This window comes from Parendozoicomonas haliclonae (assembly GCF_900174585.1).
Lineage (GTDB): Bacteria > Pseudomonadota > Gammaproteobacteria > Pseudomonadales > Endozoicomonadaceae > Sansalvadorimonas > Sansalvadorimonas haliclonae.
Genome location: NZ_FWPT01000006.1, coordinates 286248 through 308026, shown reverse-complemented (window position 1 = coordinate 308026; position 21779 = coordinate 286248). Strand labels below are relative to the sequence as shown.

Sequence of the window (21779 nt, the reverse complement as noted above, 5' to 3'; positions counted from 1 at the left end):
TCTTCTATCTCTCAAACCTGATGCAATGAATCACTACTTAGTGAATCACTTCACCTTTGGTGTCACGACCCAGCTCAACAGCGTTGGCTTCGTCATAGTCGATGTGCATGGCCAGAGCGAAAGAGTCTTTCACACGCACAACAACGTTGTGGAAGGTCACCGGACGTTCGCCGCCAACTTTTACGCTGACCAGCTGCTTGTCCTGTACACCCATGGCCGCTGCGTCAGCAGAAGTCATGTGGATGTGGTTACGGGCAACGATGACACCGCTCTCGATACGGGATACGCCTTTAGGACCAACCAGAACCAGACCTGGGGTACCAGCAACATCACCGGACTCACGGATTGGCGCGTTAACACCGATGGTACGGGCATCCGTACGAGAAATTTCTACCTGAGAATCAGGACGTACCGGACCCAGTACTGCAACGTTCTGGAAAGAACCCTTAGGGCCGATAACGGAAATACGCTCTTCGCACAGGTACTGACCAGGCTGGGACAGCTCACGGGAAGGAGTGAGCTGATGGCCTTCGCCGAACAGAAGGTCAACGTCTGCCTGGCTCAGGTGAACGTGACGTGCGGAGGCTTCAATAGGAACAAGATGAGCGCCGTTCATTTCGGCCATCACCTTGCTAATAACCTGCTGGATCTGCTGCTCGGAAATATTCATGTACTGCTAACTTTCAAGGGGAAGGCAAAACGGGACCTGTGCCGTTAAGGCACAGGTCCCGCTAAGGAAGAAAAATTACTCAGCCTTGGAAGCAGGCAGGATAACTTCAACTTCAGAGTGTGGACGTGGGATAACGTGTACGGAGATCAGCTCGCCAACACGCTCAGCAGCAGCAGCGCCAGCGTCGGTAGCAGCTTTAACAGCGCCAACGTCACCACGAACCAGTACAGTTACCAGACCGCCACCAACAGTTTCTTTACCGATCAGGGTAACGTTAGCAGCTTTAACCATAGCGTCAGCAGCTTCAACAGCGCCTACCAGACCCTTGGTTTCGATCATGCCCAGAGCGTTAGAAATAGCCATTTTGATTACTCCTCAGAGGAATTGAATAAATACGTTTCAGTTCTGTAAGGTCGAATTAACGACCTTGCAGTTGAGCAAGTACCATGCGGGTAATTGCTTCGATATCTACGCCAGCCGCTTCAACGGTCGCAGCGGCAGGAGCTGGAGACAGCTCTTCAGGCTCGATCAGACCGTAAGCCACGTAGCGCTTGGTAATCAGGTTCAGCGGAGTCACGTTGTCGGAAGTCGCGGAACCACCAACAGAACCACAGCCCAGAGTGAACGCAGGAGCGATACCAGTGGTCGCACCAACACCACCGTGGGTAGATGGAGTGTTAACTACCAGACGGGAAACCGGCTTCTTCAGAGCGAATTCACGTACCAGAGCATCGTTCTGGGTGTGGATAGCCAGAGTATGGCCAGCACCTTCGTAAGTCAGCAGATCCAGGCACAGTTCGCAGGCGTCGTGTGCATCGTTTACGCGGTAGAAGCCCAGCAGCGGAGACAGCTTTTCCCAGGAGAACGGGAACTTCTTGCCTACGTTGTTGCGGCCCTGCTCGCCCACCAGAACGCGGGTAGAAGCAGGAACCTGCACACCAGCCATCTCAGCGATAACAGTGGCAGCCTTACCTACGATACGGGCGTTCAGACCACCACGCTCGTTTACGATAACCTTCTCAACCTTGGCGATTTCGGCTTCGTTCAGGAAGTAGCAGCCCTGAGCAATCATCTCAGCTTTCACCTGATCAGCGATAGCGTGTTCAACCACTACGTGCTGCTCGGAAGCGCAGATGGTGCCGTTGTCGAAAGTGGTACTGGTAATCACGTGGTGTACGGCTTTCTTGATGTCAGCAGTACGCTCGATGAACGCAGGAACGTTACCAGGACCTACACCCAGAGCCGGAGTACCGGAGCTGTATGCAGCGCGAACCATGGCGGAGCCGCCAGTAGCCAGAATGATGCCGGTGTCCTGGTTCTTCATCAGTTCGGAAGTACCTTCCAGAGTCGGAACAGTCATAACGCTGATCAGATCTTCTGGAGCGCCGTGACGGGCCAGAGCGCCGCGCAGCAGTTCAACGGTACGGATGATGGCTTTCAGCGCAGACGGGTGCGGGCTGATAACGATCGCGTTACCGGACTTGATGGAAATCATTGCCTTGTAGATGGCAGTAGACGTTGGGTTGGTAGAAGGCACCAGACCGGCAACGATGCCGAAAGGTACGCCAACTTCAAACATCTTCTGCTCAGGCTTCTCGGCGATAATGCCGACAGTCTTCATATCCTTGATGGAATCCCACAGGATACGGCTGGCCAGCAGGTTCTTGGTGACTTTGTCTTCAACCTTGCCGAAGCCAGTCTCTTCGTGAGCCATTTCCGCCAGTTCACGAGCGTGCAGCTCGGCAACGTCGGCCATGGCCTTAACCAGGGTGTCTACACGAGCCTGGTCGTATTCTGCCAGAACCAGCTGAGCTGCTTTTGCTTTACGCAGCAGGGTACGTACGTTCTGTACGGAAAGAAGATCTTTATCTAACAGTTCCAATTTTTCTCACCTTGCTCTTCCGAGCCATCAATTGTTGGCTTCGTTATGAGCAGTAATGGCTTTGATCAGCTCATCCTTCTTGGCGAACTTGATCTGATTTTTACTCAGACCAATGCCCGGGAGCTGACGAGCCAGATTCCTGAGTTCAACGGTTCGATATGAGCGCAGCTGTTCTGCAGTGAGAACTGCGCCTTCAGAGTCGTGCTGAGCAGAGCCGGCAGTTTCCTGCGGACCTGTTTCGGATGTATTGACATCCGTCATTGGCACTGATTGTTTCTGTTCTGTTTCTGGCTCGATATTGACTTCAGCCACCTCCGGCTGCTCGATCACGGATTCTTTTTGTTCAGAATCTGTGCGAACAGGTTCGGCCGGCTTGCTGCCCTTCTTTTTGAAAGGCTTTTCAAATACGTCCATTACAGAATGATCAGGGCGTGGAATCACATGGCTGGATGCCACACGACCAACCCGGTCTGCCGCTACGGTACCGGCTTCAACAGCCGCTTTAACCGCACCAACATCACCACAAACAATCACGGTTACCAGACCGGCATCCGCTTTTCTCAAACCGATTAATTCAACATTCGCAGACTTTACGCAGGCATCAGCAGCTTCCACGGCAGCGGGATAACCGATGACCTCAATAAATCCTGCCGCCCGATTCCAGTTGTGGACTTTCTGTCCTTCCAGAGTACTCATGGTCGCCACCTGATATCCGTTTCTGCGTCAGCCACTCAGAAATGCTTAGGGTTTTCTGCAACAAACTTCACGGCATCCGCGAAGGCATCACAGGCTGCTTTACAGGCAGACTGGGTACCGGTCAGCAGAGCGCCACCGAAGTTGGTTTCTGATGGTGGTTCAAACAGCTGGCACAGGGTTACGTCAGCCGCTTTCAGGGCTGCGTCCAGACCGTACATAGCTTCCAGAGGAGGAGCGATCAGGTAAGCCAGAGGCTCGCCTTCCTTGATGCCGGCCATGTTGGCCAGGAAGCTGCCAGTACGGGATACGCACTGTGCGAAGTACGCAATGCTGTCATCTTCGTTGGCACTGATGAATGCAAACTCGTTCTCGATGCAGTCGATGGTCACATTCAGACCGCTGCGAACTTCCGCAGGGCTAGGACCAGCGATCATGCCGATAACTTCACCAGCCAGCTTGGAGTTGGCGTTGGCGGCACCGCCGTAGAAGCTCTTACCCAGAGTCACAACAACTTCGGAGTTCTTGGTCGCTTCATCCAGCGCGCAGTAAGTTACGTCGTCAGCATCCGCAGTCAGGATACCCAGGCTCTTCCAGCCCTTTGGCATGCCCAGCTTTTCAGCCATGGCAGCATCAACGTTCGGGATCATTTTAACGGCCAGTACGCTGGCACCCAGACGATCACCTTTCATCTCAATTTCCTCTTTCTCAGCCCGGAACCCTGTCGGCACCCGGCTGTTTAAACTCGTTTAGGACAATTGCCGCACTCATTTTCGTGAGCATTAATACGACAACTGTCCATCAAGTGAAATTGTGGATTACAACTTCAGGTCAACGCCGGAGCACTTGTTCTCGAACATCTTCTTAACGATGTTCGCGATATGCGCACCTGCTTCAGCAGCAGGAGTACCACGACGGTGGATGTTGGAGATTACGGTACGACCCGCTTCCGGCATGGCGACACGGCCTTCCCAGGTCATGTAGCAACCCATGGATTCGCCGGTTGCCAGTCCTGGACGCTCACCTACCAGCATCACAGTCGCCTTGGCGCCGGTGATTTCGGTGATGTGGTCCATGGAACCTACGCGGCCGAACTTAACGAAGATGGTGTCACCTACGCTGTAGCCGTAGCCTTCCAGACCCTGCTTCAGAGCTGGCAGGATGTTGCGCAGGTTGGCAGTGATCGCGGAAGAAGACAGACCATCAGCGACTACGATCTGAACATCAGGGTTCTTCTTGCAGCTGCTCTTGATCACGTCAACGCTGGCGTCGTTCAGCAGACGACCCAGGTCAGGACGGGTCACGTACATGTCCTTGTCGTCAACACGGGTCTGAACAGAAACCAGACCGTGCTCATCAACGAATTCCTGAGGAACTTCGTTGAATACTGCGTCGATAGCCACAGCGTGGTCAGCGCGGAAGCGCAGCATGCTTTCAGTGGTGTAACGAGGACCGGCACGGCCGATACCCAGACGCGCAGGGGTGTTCTTCTTCAGCTTGCGGTATTCAGCTTCGTTCTCTGCACCCTTGACCGCAAAGTAGTCAGACATATCCACAGCGGTGATGTCAGGCAGATCCGCGTCAGCAACGTCTTCAACAACGCTGTTGGCGACAGGCTGGGAAGCCATGGCGGAAGCAACCTTAGCAACAACTTCAGCCTGCTGGCCTTCGTTGGTACCGATTTCCTGCAGGACTTTGCCAATCAGGTCTTTCAGTTCGTTTTCAGAAATCATTCCAGCCTGCTCCTTACTTCAGGAAGATGGACGCATCACCCGCACGCGGGGTCAGACGGCCGTTTTCCATAATGCCCATGCGCTCACACCACAGTTCGAATTCACGAATTGGGCGCTTGTCGAAGATGTCACGCATAGTGGCAACGTCGTGGAAGCCGGAGGTCTGATACATCAGCATGATGTCGTCACCAGACGGGATACCCATGAAGTAGGTACAGCCAGCAGCGGTCAGCAGAGTCATCAGAGACTCGTTGTCGTTCTGGTCAGTCTTCATGTGGTTGGTGTAACAGGCGTCAACACCCATTGGCAGGCCGTGCAGCTTACCCATGAAGTGATCTTCCAGACCGGCGCGAATAACCTGCTTACCGTCGTACAGGTACTCAGGACCGATAAAGCCAACTACGGTGTTAACCAGGAACGGCTTGTAGCGACGGGCGAAACCGTAGCAACGGGCTTCCATGGTCACCTGGTCAGCGCCGTGGTGCGCTTCGGAAGACAGTTCAGAACCCTGACCAGTCTCGAAGTACATAACGTTAGGACCAGTACAGGTACCCTGCTTCAGCATCATGTCCTGAGCTTCAGCCAGGTGGCCGGCGTTGAAACCGAACGCTTCGTTACCTTTCTGGGAACCAGCGATAGACTGGAAGATCATGTCAGCTGGAGCGCCACGCTCAACCGCTTCCATCTGGGACAGTACGTGTGCCAGTACACAGTTCTGGGTTGGGATTTCCCAGCGCTGCTTGATCTCTTCAAACTGGTGCAGACAGCGGTAGATGCTGTCGGTGGTGTCGTCTACTGGGTTCAGACCCAGTACCGCGTCACCCATACCGTAGGACAGACCTTCCAGAGTGGAGATACGGATACCGTTCACATCATCAGTGGTGTGGTTTGGCTGCAGACGAGCAGACAGAGTGCCACGACGGCCGATGGTGGTGTTACAGGTGGCCAGAACCTCGATCTTGTTGGCTGCGTAGATCAGGTCGGCGTTAGTCATCAGCTTGGCAACAGCAGCGATAACTTCAGAAGTCAGACCGCGGCTCTTGCGCAGGATCATTTCACCAGTGGTGAAGTAATCCAGAATCCACTCACGCAGTTCTGCGATAGACCAGTTCTTGATCTCGTCGTAGATACGCTCGTTGATATCGTCCTGGATGATACGGGTAACTTCGTCTTCTTCGTAAGCAACAACCGGGTTGTTACGCAGATCAGCAACCGTCAGCCGGGAAAGAACATCCTTGGCAGCCACCATTTCGGTGATAGATTCAGCGGCTACACCCGCCAGAACGTCGCCAGAACGCTTTTCGTTGGCCTTGGCGAGCACTTCCTTGATGCTGGAAAAGGAGTAAACCTTTCCATACAGCTTGGTTTTCAGAAGCATGAGACAGCCTTTGCCTGTTGAGGGAAACACCTCTTCCGCAACTGAAACCGCAGGTTAAAAAAAGCGGGAGGTGAGATAATAAATTTGGCTGCCAAGATTAAAGGAAAGGTTCGTCGTCGGATTTGATATACATCAGAGGCGACCATCGGCCGGTTATTGACGTAAATCAAATTCTCCCCGCCTGATCAAAATCAATAAAAAACACCGATATTCAATAAGATAGAGGCTGCTACCAGCGCCTATTCGTTTATGACTTACATCAAGCAAACACAACCGAACGTGATTTCACGGGAATCAACCAATGACGCAAATCAAGTCCAATAAATAGGGGAGGCATAACATCGCTTAGGGCCTGTTGTGATTTGCTGATGCGGCTCAGTGAAACGGAAAGCCATTCATCGTTAGAAAGGCTTGTGAAAATTGTAGTTGCCCTACATTGAGCAAGCCTGACGCAGCGAGGGGTGGCTTTCCGTTCCACCCGAAGGGCTTTCCCGAGAGCTCCCATGGCGTCGTTGTAGCGATTTGAAAGACCACCAGTATTCCTGCATCGCTACGCCTAGCCCTGAAAACTCTCGGGAAAGCTGAGCCCGATCACCAAATCACAACAGGCCCTAGATCAATGTGTTCGTCCCGCGATCATTGACCATGGTCATCTAGTTGCTTCGCGGTTAGTTATTACCTGGCTGAACGAGTCCATGTCATCACCATCTTCCCCTATCGATAGACTCCATCAGGACGACATCCTGATGATTGGTCTTGATTTTGGCACTACGACGTCCAGTGCCATGGTGGCCAAGGCCAAGATCGGCCTGAACTGTACAACCGGTCGCATGGGTTTCAGCAACCCGGACATTCTTTACCGGGCTGAACCAGTCTTTACCCCTTACAGCAATGGCCGTATCCAGGAACAGGCTATTGATAAGCTGCTGGGCAACTGGCTGGATGAATGTGGATTCCGCCCGGAACAACTGTTTTCCGGCGGTGTGATGATTACCGGCATGGCAGCCCGTAATGATAATGCGGAGATTATTGCCTCCCATGTCCGTTCAAAGTTTGGCGACATTATTGTTGCGACAGCCGATGATCCATCATTGGAATCCTGGCTGGCCTTTATGGGCGGCACTTCGGTTCTTTCCCGCTTCCATAAAAACGACTCCATTATTAACCTCGATATTGGCGGCGGCACAACCAACCCGGCCCTCGGTATTAATGGTCAGGTGATATCAACTGGCTGTAGTTTTATTGGCGCCCGCCACTTCAAGTTCAAACCGGGCACTTACGAACTGATTGAGGTTTCCAGCTTCGGCCAGGAGATCGTTAAGGCTCTGAATCTTCCAATCAAAGCCGGGGATACCCTTTCCCAACCAACGCTTGATCAGATTCTCGATTTTTATATTGCCGGGCTTGTCGCCACAGTCACCGGAGATTACCGCCTCTTTAACACACCTGTCGGCCAGATGCATGAACAGGTGCGCTTTGATCTGAAAGGTCACAGCAACCCGGTTATCACCTATTCCGGCGGTGTAGGCGAACTGCTTTACAAACATGCCATTGGTGAACCATGGCCTTCCACTACCTTCTTTGGTGATCTGGGTATTGATCTGAGTAAACGCATTGCGGCACATCCTTTACTCTCTCAAAACCTGCGTACCCACACACCAGACAATCGTGGTCGTGCGACAGTGTACGGACTGACCCTGCACAGCACGGAAATCTCAGGCACCACCCTTTACCTGACCAATGCAGACGATCTACCGCTGCAGGATTTGCCGATTGTTTCCCGACTGCCGATCCTGGCTTGCGCACAACAGATGATGGATGCCCTGGAGCTGGCACGTAAAAGCTCCCGGGGCGCCTGTCTGCAGATTCTGCCACTGGAAGAAGCCAAGGCGCCGGAACTGAGTGATATCAAAGCCTTTGGGGATCGTATGGCATCCGTGCTGGAAGACACCGCTTTCCCGGCCAGTCTGCCACTGGCTCTGCTGGTTCCCAATGATTACGGCAAAGCGATCGGCAACTATGTGAGCCGCTGGCGCAACCTTCCGCTCAACCTGACAGTTATTGATGAAGTTCCGGATCGCACAGCCTCATTCGTGAACGTTGGTGCACCGCAGCATCACATTATTCCGGTGTCGTTCTACGGCATGCAGTAGAGCTTCAAATTTTACCTTTGCACAACCGTGTTTATTCACATGGAGAGATATCTGTGGGCGCAAAATTAACCCCGTTAGATCAAATCTTTGTCCCTGCACCAAAGGCTGATGAAACCTACACCATCACCATGCTGGACCGGGAATACAGCTTCACCGGTCTGAAAGCCCTGCTGGGCGCAGCCGACCTGGAGAAGTCCGGTGATCGCAATGCCGGACTGGCAGCCAGGGATGAAGTTGAGCGCGAAGCCGCCCGCGCGATTCTCTCCGATATGACCCTGCAACATCTTTATGATCGTCCACTGACCGATAACAAGGGTCAGGTCGATTCCGTTATGCGGGTTAACTACGATATCGACATGGCGATCTTTAACGAGATCTCAGCCATGACCATCGGCGAACTGAAAGATCACCTGCTGGAAGCAGATGCGCAGGAAGTACGCCGTATCGGCTTCGGTATGACCGGCGTGATGGTCTCTGCCGTTGCCAAGATCATGGACGTACACGACATGATCTTTGCTACCCGCAAGATTCGTCGTCCGACCAAGGCCCGTACCAGCATTGGTATGCCAAACACCCTGAGTTCCCGTATTCAGCCTAACCATCCGACCGATGACCTGACTGCGATTACCGCCCAGCTGTACATCGGTATGTCCATGGGCAGCGGTGACCTGATGTTTGGTCTGAACCCGGCAGAAGATACTGTTGAGAATATCTCTTCCTGTCTGCACCTGTTTGACAAGGTCCGTCGTGAGCACGGTGTTCCAACCCAGATCTGTGTACTCTCCCATATCAAGACCCAGCTTCAGTGTCTGGAGAATGGCGCGCCGGTTGAGATGATCTTCCAGTCTCTGGCCGGTACCGATGCGACGCTGGTTGAAGAGTTTGACGTTACCGTTGATCTGCTGGACGAAGCCTGCCGCACAATGGCTGCCAAAGGCCCACTGCTGAAAGACGGCGGTGTACACCAGATTTACTTCGAGACCGGTCAGGGCTCTGAGTTCAGCTACAACAAGCACAACGGCATTGATATGGCGACCACCGAGGCACTGACCTACGGCTTGTGTCGTCGTTACGATCCTTGCATGGTGAACAACGTGACCGGCTTTATCGGCCCGGAAACCCACGCCACCAACCACGAGTGCATCTACTCCTCCCTACAGGATCACTTCATGGGCAAGCTGATCGGCCTGCCTATGGGTATGGCACCTTGCTACACCCTGCATGCCGACATCACCATGGAAGGCCAGCAGATGGCAACCTCCCTGCTGTCTGCATCCGGCGCGAACTACTACATGGACGTCTATCTGGGTGCCGACCGTATGCTGGCGTACTTCGATACCAGCGGTCACGATGACCAGACCATGCGGGAAATCTACAACTACCGCACCACTCCAGAGCACTACCAGTGGTGTCTGGCCAAAGGCATCTTCAAGGAAGATGAAGAAGGCAACATCACCCGCGGTGAGAACTGGGGTAACCCGCGCATGTTCTGTAAGTCTGACGAAGAGTTCCAGGCACTTATGGAATCCGTGCCGCAGAACTATGGCTTCAGCAACACTGACAAGACCGTTAAGCGTGTACCGACTGCCGGCCCACGGATGAAAAACTCCGTAGCCCGTGAACTGCGCAGCAACATTGCTATCGCCCGTGAAGCTGCTCGCTCCACCATTCGTATGGATGAGTTTGCAGCACTGAACTTCCGTCGTCTGGATTCCGAAGCGGGTTGTATTGAAGAGCACCACAACGCTCCGGATATGGGTGCCCGCCTGAACGCGGAAAGTCTGGCCAAGCTCTCCCACGAGAATAGGGATATCCAGATCGTAGTCACCGATGGTCTGTCCGCAGAAGCGGTTCACCACAGCGTGCCGGATATGCTGCCGGTTCTGGAAGATGGTCTGCGTGCCCGTGGTTACACTCTGGGTCAGACCATTGTTGTGCCACACGGCCGGGTGAAGCTGTCTGAATCCATTGCCGAAGCCATCAATGCCAAAGTCGTGATCATGCTGCTGGGTGAACGCCCAGGGGGCGACGCCCGCTCTTCCCGTTCCATGTCCGCCTATATGGTGTACAACATCAACGATGAAGAGACCCGTAGCAAGGCTGTGGAATACTCCGGCGACAGCACCATCGGTTTTGAGGACACTGTCGTTAACAACATCTACTACGGCGGCATTCCACCCATCGAAGCCGGCGCACTGGTTGCCGAGCGTACTCACCAGATTCTGGTGAACAAGGCAGCAGGCAACCGTTTGAACACCATTCTGGGTGCCAGCCTGACCAAGACTGCGAAGGCTGAGCCAACTGTTGTAGCACCTGCATCTGCCCAGCAGACTGCGCCACAAGCTGCGGAGACTGTTGACGGTGGTGCCGACTTCAGCGGCCAGAAGCTGATCTCCGAAGCCGATATCCGCAAGGTTCTGCACGGCGGCGCCTGCACCATCACTATTCGTCGGGGCGCACTGATCACCCCTGCCGCCCGCGATCTGATGATTCAGCACAAAATCGAGACCAGCTTTACCAGCTAACTCCCCGTCTTGAGCACAACAGAGCCCGCCTGTTCAGAAATGAATGGGCGGGCTTTTTTCAACCCACCAACCATGCGCAAAACACCTACACACAACACGGATAGACGCATAAACAATTTATATACTTGCCTATCATTCTTCCCTTACATTCCTCCTCAGCTAAAGGTGTCTGCTTCACTTTGCCAATTGGCACTATTCTGTGAAGCGGCAAGAGGGAATCAGGTGTAAGACCTGAGCTGTACCCGCAACTGTAACAGGCCAGTCTCTATCTATCCGGTACACACACGCCGGAGTCATCCACTGGGAAACCGGGAAGGAAGGTAGAGATGCTTAACCTGGAGCCAGGAGACCTGCCTTTAAATGCCAACGGTGGCCAGGCGGGATAACCATGGTTTCCGGGATGACTTGCTTCGATAAGAAAGAAGGTCTGACCGCCCCTTCCCCTGCCCGTTAGTCGCAATCACACACGACACCAGACGGACACATATGTACCTTAAAAAGTTTTCCATTACCCTGCTGCCATTGGCGGTAGCGGTTTCCGCTCACGCGACAGATAACGTCTACAAGATGGACGAAGTGGTTGTTACCGCAGCCCGTACTGCACAGACTGTTGACCAGACTCTGGCTTCGGTTTCTGTGATTACTCGCAAGGATATTGAACAGTCTCAGGCTCAGAGTGTGCCTGAGTTGCTGGCGAAACTGCCTGGCGTTCAGATCCGTTCCAATGGCGGCCCCGGCTCCAATACTGACATGCTGATTCGTGGCACCTCACCATCCCAGTCTATTGTACTGATGGATGGTCAGCGTATTGGCAGTGCAACCAATGGCTCCCCTGCCCTTCAGTACCTGAACCCGGATCAGATTGAGCGTATCGAAGTAGTTCGTGGTCCTAAAGCGAGCCTTTACGGCGCCGATGCGATCGGTGGCGTTGTTAATATCATTACCCGCAAAGGCAAAGGCGCCCAGCACATGTCCGTGCAGGCCGGGTATGGTAGCGACAAGACTCGTATTTTGAATGCCAACTTCGGTGCGGGTAACGAAACCACCAGCTACCACATTGGTGTTTCACGCTTTATCACTGATGGCTACGACCGCACCAACGACACCCCAAAAGACAACGATGACCGTGATGCTTACGACAACACTACGGTCAGCCTGAAGCTGGACCACAAGTTCTCACAAAAACTGAACGCCGGTGTGAGCTTTTATCAGGGTGAAGGCAAAACGGAATATGACGTCAACAAAGCGGGCTTCGATCCTCACTACAACTTCAAGGTTCAAACCCTTGCGGCCAAAGGCAGCTACGATGTTAACGATATCTGGCAGAGCAGCCTGAGCCTGTCCCGCACTATTGATGAAAGTGAAACCCTGCAGACGGATTACCCGAGCACCTATAAAACCACTCGTCATCTGGCTACCTGGCAGAACGATATCTCTGTGACCGAGGATACCTTGCTGACAGCAGGCTTCGACTACTCCAAAGATGAGATCGACAGTGCCAAGAATTACACCGCAACCTCCCGCACCAATAAAGCAGTCTTCCTGCAAAGTCTGACCACCTTCTCCAGCAGTGATCTGCAGTTGGCTGTTCGTCGTGACAAAAATGAAGATTACGGTGACAAGACCACCGGCAACATTGCCTATGGCTACAATCTCCCGGCTGATATGCGCCTTATTGCCAGTTACGGTACTGCATTCCGTGCTCCGACCTTTAATGACCTTTACTGGCCAGGCAGTGGTAACCCGGATGTAAAACCGGAAACTTCCAAAAATGCGGAGTTGGAACTGCGCGGCAAATACAGTCTGGGTCAGTGGTCTGTTGCCGCCTTCCAGAATGATATCGACGATATGATTGCCTGGGCGAAAAAGCCGGGCTCGACTCTGTCCCAGCCAATGAATGTGGACTCTGCCCGTATCCGTGGTGTTGAAATGGCAATCAGCGCAGCACTTAACGACTGGACTGTTGCTGCAAACCTGACTCTGCTCGACCCTAAAGATAAGAAAACTGACAATGTTCTGTATCGTCGTGCCAAGCAGAATCTCAACGTCGATATCGACAAGAAGATTGCGCAATTTACCCTCGGCGGTAGCCTGAGAGCACAAAGTCATTCCTATGATGATGCTGCTAATAAGGAACGCATTGACGGCTTTGCTGTTGTTGACCTGCGCGGTGCATGGCAGGCAACCAAGACGATCAAGACTGAAGTTAAGCTGACTAACCTGCTGAACAAGAAGTATGAAACCGTTCTTGGCTACAACGAACCATCCCGTGGCGTAATGGCTTCCGTAACCTGGACTCCGGAAATCTAAATCTTTCCGCAAACCGGATCAGCTCAAGGGCTGATCCGGTTCCTCCAGCAACCATCCGTAATCCCCCACTCTCCAGGCTATAAAACGCATCGCCCTGCGGCCAATCAGATAACTCACCTTCCTTGTATCCGTACCTGTCTTTATGGGGCGCACCAACCGTCCTCCTTATAATCACCGGGTCATTTTTTTGTGCACCAACCAAGGATACGCAGTGGCTCAAATCAACAGTGATCGTCTGGTACAACACTTTATCGAACTGGTAAAAATCGACAGTGAGAGCGGCAATGAAAAGCGTATTGCCGAGACTCTAGCTGAGCAGCTCGGCATGATGGGCTTCTCCGTTCAGAAGCTGCCGGTATCCGCAGAGATCACCAACGGTTTCAATATCTACGCACGCCTGGAAGGCCAGCTGGACGACAGCGTTGTACTGAGCTGCCATATGGATACCGTGACTCCGGGCATCGGTATTGAGCCTGTGATTGAAGACGGCATCATCCGTTCCAAAGGCAATACCATCCTGGGTGGTGACGACAAATCCGGTATCGCTGCGATTATGGAAGCGGTGCGCTGCATCAAGGAAGAGAACCTTGAGCACAAGACCATCGAGCTGGCCTTTACCGTTTATGAAGAAGGCGGTCTGCTGGGCTCAAAGCATTACGATATGTCCTGCATCACCTCCAACAAAGCGATCGTTCTGGATTCCGGCGGCCCTATCGGCACCATTATCACTTCCGCCCCGGGCCAGCAGTCCATCCACTGCACCATCAAAGGCCGCGCAGCTCACGCCGGTCTGGCGCCTGAGCAGGGTATCAGTGCCATTCAGGTTGCAGCCGATGCTGTAAACAATATGAACCTGCTGCGTATTGATGCAGAAACCACCGCCAATATTGGTGTGGTGAAAGGCGGTATGGCCACCAATATCGTGATGCCGGAAATGACTCTGGAAGCCGAAGCCCGTTCCCTGAACGACGATAAGCTGGCGGCTCAGGTTGAACATATGGTGAAAACCTTTGAAGAAGCCGGCGCACAGCATGGTGCCGAGATCGTTATCGAAACCAGCCGCGCCTATAACGCGTTTGTGATTGCCGATGGCCACCCGCACGTACTGGAAGTGATGGAAACCTTCAAGGCTCTGGACATGCAGCCAGAACTGAAGAGCACTGGCGGCGGCAGCGATGCCAACAACTTCAACGAGAAAGGTCTGGTGACTGTTAACCTGTCGACCGGTATGTCCAAGGTTCACACCGTTGATGAGTTTATTGCGATCAGTGATATGGAAAAGATTACTGAAGCGCTGAAGCATTATCTGACGCACTAACACCAAGCCACGAACACTCCACTTCGAACCCGGCATGACAACTCTGCCATGCCGGATTAATCTGCATTAATAATGAATAAAACAGGCAGATAAAAGGAATGGCTGGTTATCAGACTCTACGCCTGATACTGGGCGACCAGCTCAATGCGTCCCACAGCTGGTTTAAGAAGAAAGATAAAAACTGCCTCTACCTCATTGCTGAGCTGCGGCAGGAAACCGACTATGTCCGCCATCATGTTCAGAAAGTTGCGGCGTTCTTTCAGGCTATGGATAACTTTGCCACAGCGCTGCAGAAAGCCGGACATCAGGTTATTCATCTCACACTGGATCAAACCTCGGATTATCAAGATCTGCCTGACCTGCTCGCGCAACTCTGCAAAAAGCACAAGGTTGCACATTTTGAGTATCAGCTGCCTGATGAGTATCGCCTGCGCAAACAGCTGAAAGCTCTATCTTTAGGCAAGGTGGAAATAACAGCTTACGAAACTGAGCACTTTCTTGTGCCAGAGGAGGAGATCAGCAAGCTGTTTCCGGCAAATAAAGCGATCCGTATGGAGAGCTTTTATCGGAAAATGCGTAAGCGCTTCAATATTCTTATGGAAGGCGATGAGCCGGTTGGCAATCGCTGGAACTTTGATACCGAGAACCGCAAAAAGATTCCTGCATCCGAGCTTAGGAACATTCCTCAACCGCTGATTTTTAAGAACGATATTCGTCCCATTCTCGACCGCATCAAGAAACACAAGGTAAAAACCATTGGTCAATGTTCCGACACATTGCTCTGGCCTACCACCCGCCAGCAATCCCTTAAGCTGCTGAAGTTCTTTTGCGATTATTGCCTGAGCCAGTTTGGTACCTATCAGGATGCCATGACCGCAAACAGCCCTCACAGCTGGAGCCTTTATCACTCCCGTCTGTCCTTTGCCATGAACAGCAAAATGCTCTCTCCTGGAGATGTGATCAACAAAGCCATCAAGGCCTGGCAGGACAACCCCAAAGATATTTCACTGGCGCAGATAGAAGGGTTTGTTCGTCAGATTCTGGGCTGGCGGGAATATATGCGGGGAATGTACTGGGCTAATATGCCGGACTATGCCAACAAGAACGAACTCAAAGCCAGCAACAAACTGCCTGCCTTTTTTTGGGACGGCAACACTCGAATGAACTGTATGAAGCAGGCCATCGATCAGTCTCTTGAATACGCCTATGCCCACCACATTCAGCGACTTATGGTTACTGGGAATTTCTGTCTGCTGACCGGCATTGCTCCGGAACAGGTCGATGAGTGGTATCTGGGCATTTATATCGATGCCATCGAATGGGTGGAGATGCCCAATACCCGGGGAATGAGTCAGTTTGCCGATGGCGGGCTGATTGCCTCCAAGCCTTATACGGCCAGTGGCAACTATATCCAGAAGATGAGTGACTACTGCTCAGGCTGTCAGTACAACGTCAAACTCAAAACCGGCGAAACCGCCTGTCCTTTTAACAGTCTGTACTGGCACTTTATGAACCGACACCGCAAACGGCTGGAGAACAATCCCCGCATCTCAATGCTGTTTAAAGGCTGGGATAAAAGAGAGAACGCTGAAAAGCAGGGCATTATTAAACACGCCAATGCCCTGCTGAAGGACCTGAACAGCCTTTAGTTCTGATTATTGTTCTGATCAGACCGCAAACGATACAGCCCCAGAACACTACGAATACTGGAACCCCGCAACAACAGGTTGGGCAGAGACACTCCCACAGCCAGACACAGGAACATAAACGCTGTATTCAAACCGTTACTGGAAATGCTTGTCATCAGCTGCATATCCAGAGCCCCTTTCTCGGTAAAGGCCAGAATACCCAGCATGGTTCGGTAGGCAAAAACCCCTGGCACCAGAGGAATCACCGCCGGCATGGAAAACACCACGCAGGGCGCATGAAAACGCCATGACAGAAACATACTCAGCAAGCCAATGGTGCACGCAGCCATAAACGAGCCGCCAATAATGCTCCAGCCCAGATTGATCAGGCTAATGCGGACAAAGACCCCCACTGCGCCCAGCAAGACGGTCGCCAACAGAGTACGCATCGGCAGACTGAACAAAATACCAAAGCCAGCCGAAACAATACCCGCCATAACAACAGGTTCAAACAGCTCCAGCATATAAGTTGCATCAGTAATCACAGTGCCGGGGCTCCCATCATCTGCATGCCAATCAGCATTCCACCGGCCAGTGAGAAAGAGATCGCCAACCCCATCGCGCCACGGCCTATTCCTGTGGTCATATGGCCGTTGATCATATCAATCACCGCATTAATTAATGGCACACCGGGAATCAGAAACAGTACCGAAGCCGCTGTCGCCAGACCGCTGGTCGAACCCAGTTCCAGTATATGTGCCGTGCTGCCCACCATACTGGCCACCATGGCCGAAGCCAGAACCACCAACAGATTGTTAACCCGCCATTGCTGGAGTTTCATGCGTACCAGCAAAGCGATTGAAGAAGCCAGAGCTGTAAGTCCCACGACCGGCCAGTCAGCACCGGCAATACGAGCCAGAGCACCGCAACTGATGCCAATCATCAGCACAATCAGCCACTTGGGGTAATGAGGTAAAGCCTTGATACGGCGAATTTCCGAACGCAGCTCGGAAATGGCGCATGGTTCATCCGCTACCCGCCAGCTTAACTGGCTGATGGCTGCCACTGTCGCCAGATGCACACCGTGGTTCTCAACCCGCCCGAACAGAGTCGTATACTCTTCACCTTCCTCGTTCTGCACGGTAATGGTTACGCCAGAGAAAGCGACAAAGATTTCTGTCTGATAACCAAACGATGCAGCAAAGCGTTTGAGGTTACGAATTGTGCGCTCGGTATGCGCCCCGGAACGTAACAGCAAAACGCCAATATCAACCAACAGGCGGGCAACATCCCTGGCCTGAACAACGGGCATAGAGACTCCATCCAATAAAGAGTAAAGAAGAGAAAGTGCAGGCCTCTCGGCGAGAGGGCGGCTAAAGATACAGACTTACTAATGGCTCAAAAATGATGCAGATCAATAGTCATTTTTCAGTTATTTATATTTGCCAACACCTCTGCAGAAAACCTGTCTAAACAACAGTTTCAGGTCATTTTGTAAACACTTTATAAATCATTGGTAAACCATACGTTTCGGGTGACCCACATCAAGATTCCCTTTCTCTCGCAGCACTATATTTTTTGTTTTGAGAGTAGAGAAAATGCCCGGTTTATCCCCCTCCAGACTTGAGGCAATTTTCCAGGATCTTGGTCGTATCGGTGAAACTGCTACCGGTATGCAGCGCCTCGCGTTTACCAATCTGGAACAGCAAGCCTACGACTACGTAAAATCCATTCTCGATGCCGAGAATATCTCTCACCGCACTGATGCCTTCGGCAACCTCTTTGCCCGTATTGAAGGTACCGATCCGCAGGCTCCGGCCATCGCTACCGGTTCCCACCTGGACACCGTTCCTAATGGTGGTAAGTACGACGGCACCATTGGTGTTCTCGCCGGCCTGCAAACCCTGATCACCCTGAAAGACAAAGGCCTGCGCCATCCGGTTGAGCTGATCGCTTTCCGTGCCGAAGAATCCAGCCGCTTCGGCCACTCCTGTATGGCCAGCAAGCTGATGACCGGCTTTGCCGATCTGGAAAAGTGGAAGCAAAGCCCGGATGCGGAAGGCAAAACTGTTTTTGATGCACTGGCAGATAATGGTTTCGGCCCGGATCGTCTGGACGAAGCCCGTATTGATCCTTCCCAGTACAAAGCCTTCCTCGAGTGCCATATCGAGCAGGGTCGTGTACTGGAAGAAGAGAAGATCAGCATCGGTGTTGTGACCGGTATTGCTGCTCCTACCCGTTTCCGTATTCAGCTGAACGGCGTTGCCGACCACTCCGGCGCAACTCCGATGGGCCTGCGTCACGATGCGCTGGTATCTGCCGCGTCCATCGTCACCACTCTGAACGCTCTGGCTTCCAGCGAAGCAAGCCATGGCACTGTGGGTACTGTTGGCCAGCTGGACGTAACCCCGAACAGCATGAACGTTATTCCTGGTCTGGTCACCATGAGCGTGGATATCCGCGGCGTTCAGGAAGAGAGCATCCAGCGCGTAGTTGATGGCCTGCTGGCGCACGTTGAAAGCATTCAGGGTGTAGACGTCAAAGTCACTCCACTGTCTGCCGAGAAGCCGGTTCAGCTGGACCGTGATATTGCCGGCGTTCTGACCGATGCCTGCATCGATGAAAACATCACCCATCGCTCCATGCTGAGCGGTGCTGGCCACGATGCCATGTACATGGCCAAGATCATGCCAACTGCGATGATCTTTGTGCCATCCAACAATGGTATCAGCCACAACCCTGAAGAGTTCACCCCGTTCCAGGATATCTGGAATGCCTCTCAGATTCTGACCCGCGCCATCGAGCGACTCGCTGAATAAGCCAAGGAACCAAGACCATGCAATCCGATATTAATGCTTACGTCAGCACCCTCGAAGATCAGCTGATTACCCTGCGCCGCGACTTCCACCAGTATCCTGAGCTGGGCTGGCACGAGATTCGTACCGCATCCCTGATTGCTGCCGAACTGGCACGCAACAACATCGCTTTTAAACTAGGCAAAGAGGTCTTCAAGGTTGAAGACCGTATGGGTCTGCCTAGCCAGGCAGAAATGGATGAGAACTACCAGCGCGCGCTGGAACAGGGTGCCGATCCTGAATATGCACCACTGCTGAAAGATGGTTTCACCGGTATTGTTGCCACTATCGGTGAAGGCTCTGGCCCGGCCGTGGCTCTGCGTTTTGATATCGACGCGCTGCCTATTATGGAATCCGATGAAGCGGATCACGTACCTCAGGCTGGCGGTTTCCGCTCTGTAAACGACGGTGTTATGCACTCCTGTGGTCACGATGGTCACGCGGCTATCGGTCTGGGTGTCTGCAAAACCCTCAAGCATTTTGAGAGCGAGCTGAAAGCTCCGGTGAAGATCTTCTTCCAGCCGGCAGAAGAAGGCGTGCGTGGTGCCAAGGCCATGTCCAACTCCGGTGAGCTGGATAACATTGATTACCTGCTGACCGGCCACATCGCCTTCAAGGCCAAGAGCAGCAACACTCTGATCGTCAGCACCGATGGTTTCCTGGCCACTTCCAAGCTGGACGCCGTATTCAAGGGTAAGTCAGCTCACGCCGGTGCTGCACCACAGGATGGTAAGAACGCTCTGCTCGCGGCTGCTACTGCGGTACTGAACCTGCACGCAATTCCTCGCCATGCCGGTGGTTTCTCCCAGATCAACGTAGGCAAGATGAATGCCGGTACCATGCGTAACGGTATCTGTGCCGATGCTACCCTGCTGATCGAAACCCGCGGTTACGACAGTGCGATCAACGAGTACATGGAAGAGAAGGCCCAGCGCATTCTCAAGGCTGCCGCCGATATGTACGACTGTGAAGTGGACATCACCTTTGAAGGTTCTGCAGCCAGCGGTGACTCCGACTCCGAAGTTGCTGATGTTGCCCGTGAAGTCGCGGCCGAGATTACGGAATACACCGAAATCAGTGAAGACCCGAACTTCAACGGCAGTGAAGATGCCACCTTCCTGATGAGTAAGGTGCAGAAGCAGGGCGGCAAAGCCGGTTACATGATGTTCGGTTCCGAGATTGCCGAGAACCATCACCACCCACGCTTTGACTTTAACGAAGTCTCCATCGCCAGTGCAGTAAAACTGGTGTCTGGCATGGCTATTCGTATTAGTCAGAAGTAATCATTTTCCGAGCTGTACCAAACGGTACAGCTCGGAAAACCCTGTCCGGACCGGTGTTAATTTGCACAACATTTTCAATTGATAATAGCCTCTTTTGGCTTACATCAAAGAAACGTGAGATAGCCACTTTGGCTTCTGTGGCACCTAAATCGGACACTTTATAATCGCATTTTCCGGACCATGGATCCCCTCGGTCCGCCCCTCAGTTACTGATCCTTGCCAAGGAGCGACAGTGAGCCAAATTAACAGTGAACGTCTGGTTGAGCATTTCCTCGAACTGATCCAGATCGACAGCGAATCCCGTAACGAAAAGCGCATCGCTGAGACCCTGACTGAACAACTGGGCATGATGGGCTTTACCGTTCACAGCCTGCCAGTTCCTGAAGAACTCTCCAACGGTTACAACATCTATGCCCGTATGGAAGGCACCATTGATGACAGCATCGTACTGAGCTGCCACATGGATACTGTTGTTCCTGGCGTTGGTATCGAGCCAATCATTGAAGACGGCATCATCCGCTCCAAGGGCAACACCATTCTGGGCGGTGACGACAAGTCCGGTATCGCTGCCATCATGGAAGCGGTTCGTACCATCAAGGAAGAGAACCTGGAACACAAAACCATCGAGCTGGCTTTCACCGTTCACGAAGAAGGCGGCCTGAAGGGTTCCAAGATTTACGACATGTCCTACATCAAGTCTGACAAGGGCATCGTTCTGGACACTGGTGGCCCGATCGGCACCATCATCACTGCGGCTCCAGGCCAGCAGAAGATCTCCGCCAAGATCAAAGGCCGGGCTGCTCACGCTGGTCTGACTCCAGAAGCCGGCATCAGCGCTGCTCAGGTTGCTGCTGAAGCGATCACCAAGATGCAGCTGCTGCGTATCGACGAAGAAACCACCGCTAACATCGGTTTCGTAAACGGCGGTATGGCTACCAACATCGTAATGCCAGAACTGACTGTTGTGGCTGAAGCCCGCTCTCTGAACACCGAGAAGCTGGAAGCGCAGGTTGCTCACATGATCTCCACTTTTGAAGCCGCTGCAGAAGCTTTCGGCGCAGAAGTTGAAATCGAATCCACCCGTGCATACGACGCGTTCGTTATTGCTGACGACCATCCACACGTTGCCGGTCTGATGGCTTCCTTCAAGGCCATGGGCCACGAGCCATTCACCAAGGGCACTGGCGGCGGCAGCGATGCCAACAACTTCAACGCCAAGGGTCTGACCACCCTGAATATCTCCACTGGTATGTCCAAGGTTCACACCACTGAAGAGTTCATCGCGATTGACGACATGGTGAAAGTGTCTGAAGTGCTGAAGCACTACCTGACTCACTAAGTCATAGTCGCT

At 52.9% G+C, this 21779-nt stretch carries 17 protein-coding genes and 1 riboswitch; of the genes, 8 read left to right on the top strand and 9 right to left on the bottom strand.

Features of this window, described 5'->3' with window-relative positions; all coding sequences use genetic code 11:
* Positions 1–37: 37 nt before the first annotated feature.
* The 7 genes from pduL to EHSB41UT_RS14510 form a co-directional block, all read right to left on the bottom strand.
* Positions 38–670 (bottom strand): phosphate propanoyltransferase, encoded by a 633-nt coding sequence (pduL, locus tag EHSB41UT_RS14540; protein ID WP_087111084.1) that lies wholly within the window; start codon positions 668–670, stop codon positions 38–40.
* Positions 671–745: 75 nt separating this feature from the next.
* A complete protein-coding gene (locus EHSB41UT_RS14535; protein ID WP_087111082.1) occupies positions 746–1033 on the bottom strand; it encodes a BMC domain-containing protein in 288 nt (95 codons plus the stop codon).
* A gap of 55 nt (positions 1034–1088) precedes the next feature.
* Entirely contained in the window at positions 1089–2552 is a 1464-nt protein-coding gene (locus EHSB41UT_RS14530; protein WP_087111080.1) for an acetaldehyde dehydrogenase (acetylating), read from the bottom strand.
* 27 nt (positions 2553–2579) lie between these two features.
* The gene (locus EHSB41UT_RS25030; RefSeq protein WP_087111078.1) at positions 2580–3248 is read right to left on the bottom strand and encodes a BMC domain-containing protein; all 669 of its coding nucleotides are present in this window, start codon (positions 3246–3248) and stop codon (positions 2580–2582) included.
* 35 nt (positions 3249–3283) lie between these two features.
* Positions 3284–3937, bottom strand: coding sequence for an ethanolamine utilization microcompartment protein EutL (gene eutL, locus EHSB41UT_RS14520; protein ID WP_087111076.1), 654 nt, complete (start codon positions 3935–3937; stop codon positions 3284–3286).
* A gap of 126 nt (positions 3938–4063) precedes the next feature.
* Positions 4064–4978: an ethanolamine ammonia-lyase subunit EutC gene (gene eutC, locus EHSB41UT_RS14515; protein WP_242667319.1), complete on the bottom strand. Its 915-nt coding sequence runs from the start codon at positions 4976–4978 to the stop codon at positions 4064–4066.
* A gap of 13 nt (positions 4979–4991) precedes the next feature.
* Positions 4992–6356, bottom strand: coding sequence for an ethanolamine ammonia-lyase subunit EutB (locus EHSB41UT_RS14510; protein ID WP_087111074.1), 1365 nt, complete (start codon positions 6354–6356; stop codon positions 4992–4994).
* Positions 6357–7051: 695 nt separating this feature from the next.
* Here EHSB41UT_RS14510 and EHSB41UT_RS14505 point away from each other — a divergent pair.
* From EHSB41UT_RS14505 to EHSB41UT_RS14485, 5 genes are all read left to right on the top strand, one after another.
* Positions 7052–8509: an ethanolamine ammonia-lyase reactivating factor EutA gene (locus EHSB41UT_RS14505; RefSeq protein ID WP_087111072.1), complete on the top strand. Its 1458-nt coding sequence runs from the start codon at positions 7052–7054 to the stop codon at positions 8507–8509.
* Between the two features lie 53 nt (positions 8510–8562).
* Positions 8563–11034 carry an ethanolamine ammonia-lyase subunit EutB gene (eutB, locus tag EHSB41UT_RS14500; protein ID WP_242667318.1) on the top strand — a complete coding sequence of 824 codons (2472 nt, stop codon included), beginning with the start codon at positions 8563–8565 and terminating at the stop codon, positions 11032–11034.
* A 146-nt stretch (positions 11035–11180) separates the two neighbouring features.
* A riboswitch (cobalamin riboswitch) is annotated at positions 11181–11406 on the top strand.
* A gap of 114 nt (positions 11407–11520) precedes the next feature.
* The gene (locus tag EHSB41UT_RS14495; RefSeq protein ID WP_087111071.1) at positions 11521–13344 is read left to right on the top strand and encodes a TonB-dependent receptor domain-containing protein; all 1824 of its coding nucleotides are present in this window, start codon (positions 11521–11523) and stop codon (positions 13342–13344) included.
* Between the two features lie 211 nt (positions 13345–13555).
* The gene (locus EHSB41UT_RS14490) at positions 13556–14662 is read left to right on the top strand and encodes a M20/M25/M40 family metallo-hydrolase (RefSeq protein WP_087111245.1); all 1107 of its coding nucleotides are present in this window, start codon (positions 13556–13558) and stop codon (positions 14660–14662) included.
* A gap of 98 nt (positions 14663–14760) precedes the next feature.
* On the top strand, positions 14761–16311 hold the full coding sequence (locus EHSB41UT_RS14485) for a cryptochrome/photolyase family protein (RefSeq protein ID WP_087111069.1): 1551 nt from the start codon (positions 14761–14763) through the stop codon (positions 16309–16311).
* Here the strand turns inward: EHSB41UT_RS14485 and EHSB41UT_RS14480 are convergent.
* Both EHSB41UT_RS14480 and EHSB41UT_RS14475 read right to left on the bottom strand, forming a co-directional pair.
* Positions 16308–16835, bottom strand: coding sequence for a threonine/serine exporter family protein (locus EHSB41UT_RS14480; protein WP_087111068.1), 528 nt, complete (start codon positions 16833–16835; stop codon positions 16308–16310). The genes EHSB41UT_RS14485 and EHSB41UT_RS14480 overlap by 4 nt on opposite strands.
* Positions 16832–17602 carry a threonine/serine exporter family protein gene (locus EHSB41UT_RS14475; RefSeq protein ID WP_087111066.1) on the bottom strand — a complete coding sequence of 257 codons (771 nt, stop codon included), beginning with the start codon at positions 17600–17602 and terminating at the stop codon, positions 16832–16834. The genes EHSB41UT_RS14480 and EHSB41UT_RS14475 overlap by 4 nt, the downstream gene beginning before the upstream one ends.
* Before the next feature lie 286 nt (positions 17603–17888).
* On the opposite strand from EHSB41UT_RS14475, the gene EHSB41UT_RS14470 reads away from it, so the two are divergent.
* From EHSB41UT_RS14470 to EHSB41UT_RS14460, 3 genes are all read left to right on the top strand, one after another.
* Positions 17889–19109, top strand: a complete 1221-nt coding sequence (locus tag EHSB41UT_RS14470) for a Zn-dependent hydrolase (RefSeq protein WP_087111064.1) — start codon at positions 17889–17891, stop codon at positions 19107–19109.
* 17 nt (positions 19110–19126) lie between these two features.
* The gene (locus EHSB41UT_RS14465) at positions 19127–20428 is read left to right on the top strand and encodes an amidohydrolase (protein ID WP_087111062.1); all 1302 of its coding nucleotides are present in this window, start codon (positions 19127–19129) and stop codon (positions 20426–20428) included.
* Positions 20429–20660: 232 nt separating this feature from the next.
* The gene (locus EHSB41UT_RS14460) at positions 20661–21767 is read left to right on the top strand and encodes a M20/M25/M40 family metallo-hydrolase (protein WP_087111060.1); all 1107 of its coding nucleotides are present in this window, start codon (positions 20661–20663) and stop codon (positions 21765–21767) included.
* The last annotated feature ends 12 nt before the right edge of the window (positions 21768–21779 follow it).

Bases quoted from the DNA above. Each gene is read 5' to 3' on its own strand.
- pduL (WP_087111084.1), bottom strand. From the start codon at position 670: ATGAATATTTCCGAGCAGCAGATCCAGCAGGTTATTAGCAAGGTGATG.
- EHSB41UT_RS14535 (WP_087111082.1), bottom strand. From the start codon at position 1,033: ATGGCTATTTCTAACGCTCTGGGCATGATCGAAACCAAGGGTCTGGTA.
- EHSB41UT_RS25030 (WP_087111078.1), bottom strand. From the start codon at position 3,248: ATGAGTACTCTGGAAGGACAGAAAGTCCACAACTGGAATCGGGCGGCA.
- eutL (WP_087111076.1), bottom strand. From the start codon at position 3,937: ATGAAAGGTGATCGTCTGGGTGCCAGCGTACTGGCCGTTAAAATGATC.
- eutC (WP_242667319.1), bottom strand. From the start codon at position 4,978: ATGATTTCTGAAAACGAACTGAAAGACCTGATTGGCAAAGTCCTGCAG.
- EHSB41UT_RS14510 (WP_087111074.1), bottom strand. From the start codon at position 6,356: ATGCTTCTGAAAACCAAGCTGTATGGAAAGGTTTACTCCTTTTCCAGC.
- EHSB41UT_RS14505 (WP_087111072.1), top strand. From the start codon at position 7,052: ATGTCATCACCATCTTCCCCTATCGATAGACTCCATCAGGACGACATC.
- EHSB41UT_RS14495 (WP_087111071.1), top strand. From the start codon at position 11,521: ATGTACCTTAAAAAGTTTTCCATTACCCTGCTGCCATTGGCGGTAGCG.
- EHSB41UT_RS14485 (WP_087111069.1), top strand. From the start codon at position 14,761: ATGGCTGGTTATCAGACTCTACGCCTGATACTGGGCGACCAGCTCAAT.
- EHSB41UT_RS14475 (WP_087111066.1), bottom strand. From the start codon at position 17,602: ATGCCCGTTGTTCAGGCCAGGGATGTTGCCCGCCTGTTGGTTGATATT.
- EHSB41UT_RS14470 (WP_087111064.1), top strand. From the start codon at position 17,889: ATGCCCGGTTTATCCCCCTCCAGACTTGAGGCAATTTTCCAGGATCTT.
- EHSB41UT_RS14465 (WP_087111062.1), top strand. From the start codon at position 19,127: ATGCAATCCGATATTAATGCTTACGTCAGCACCCTCGAAGATCAGCTG.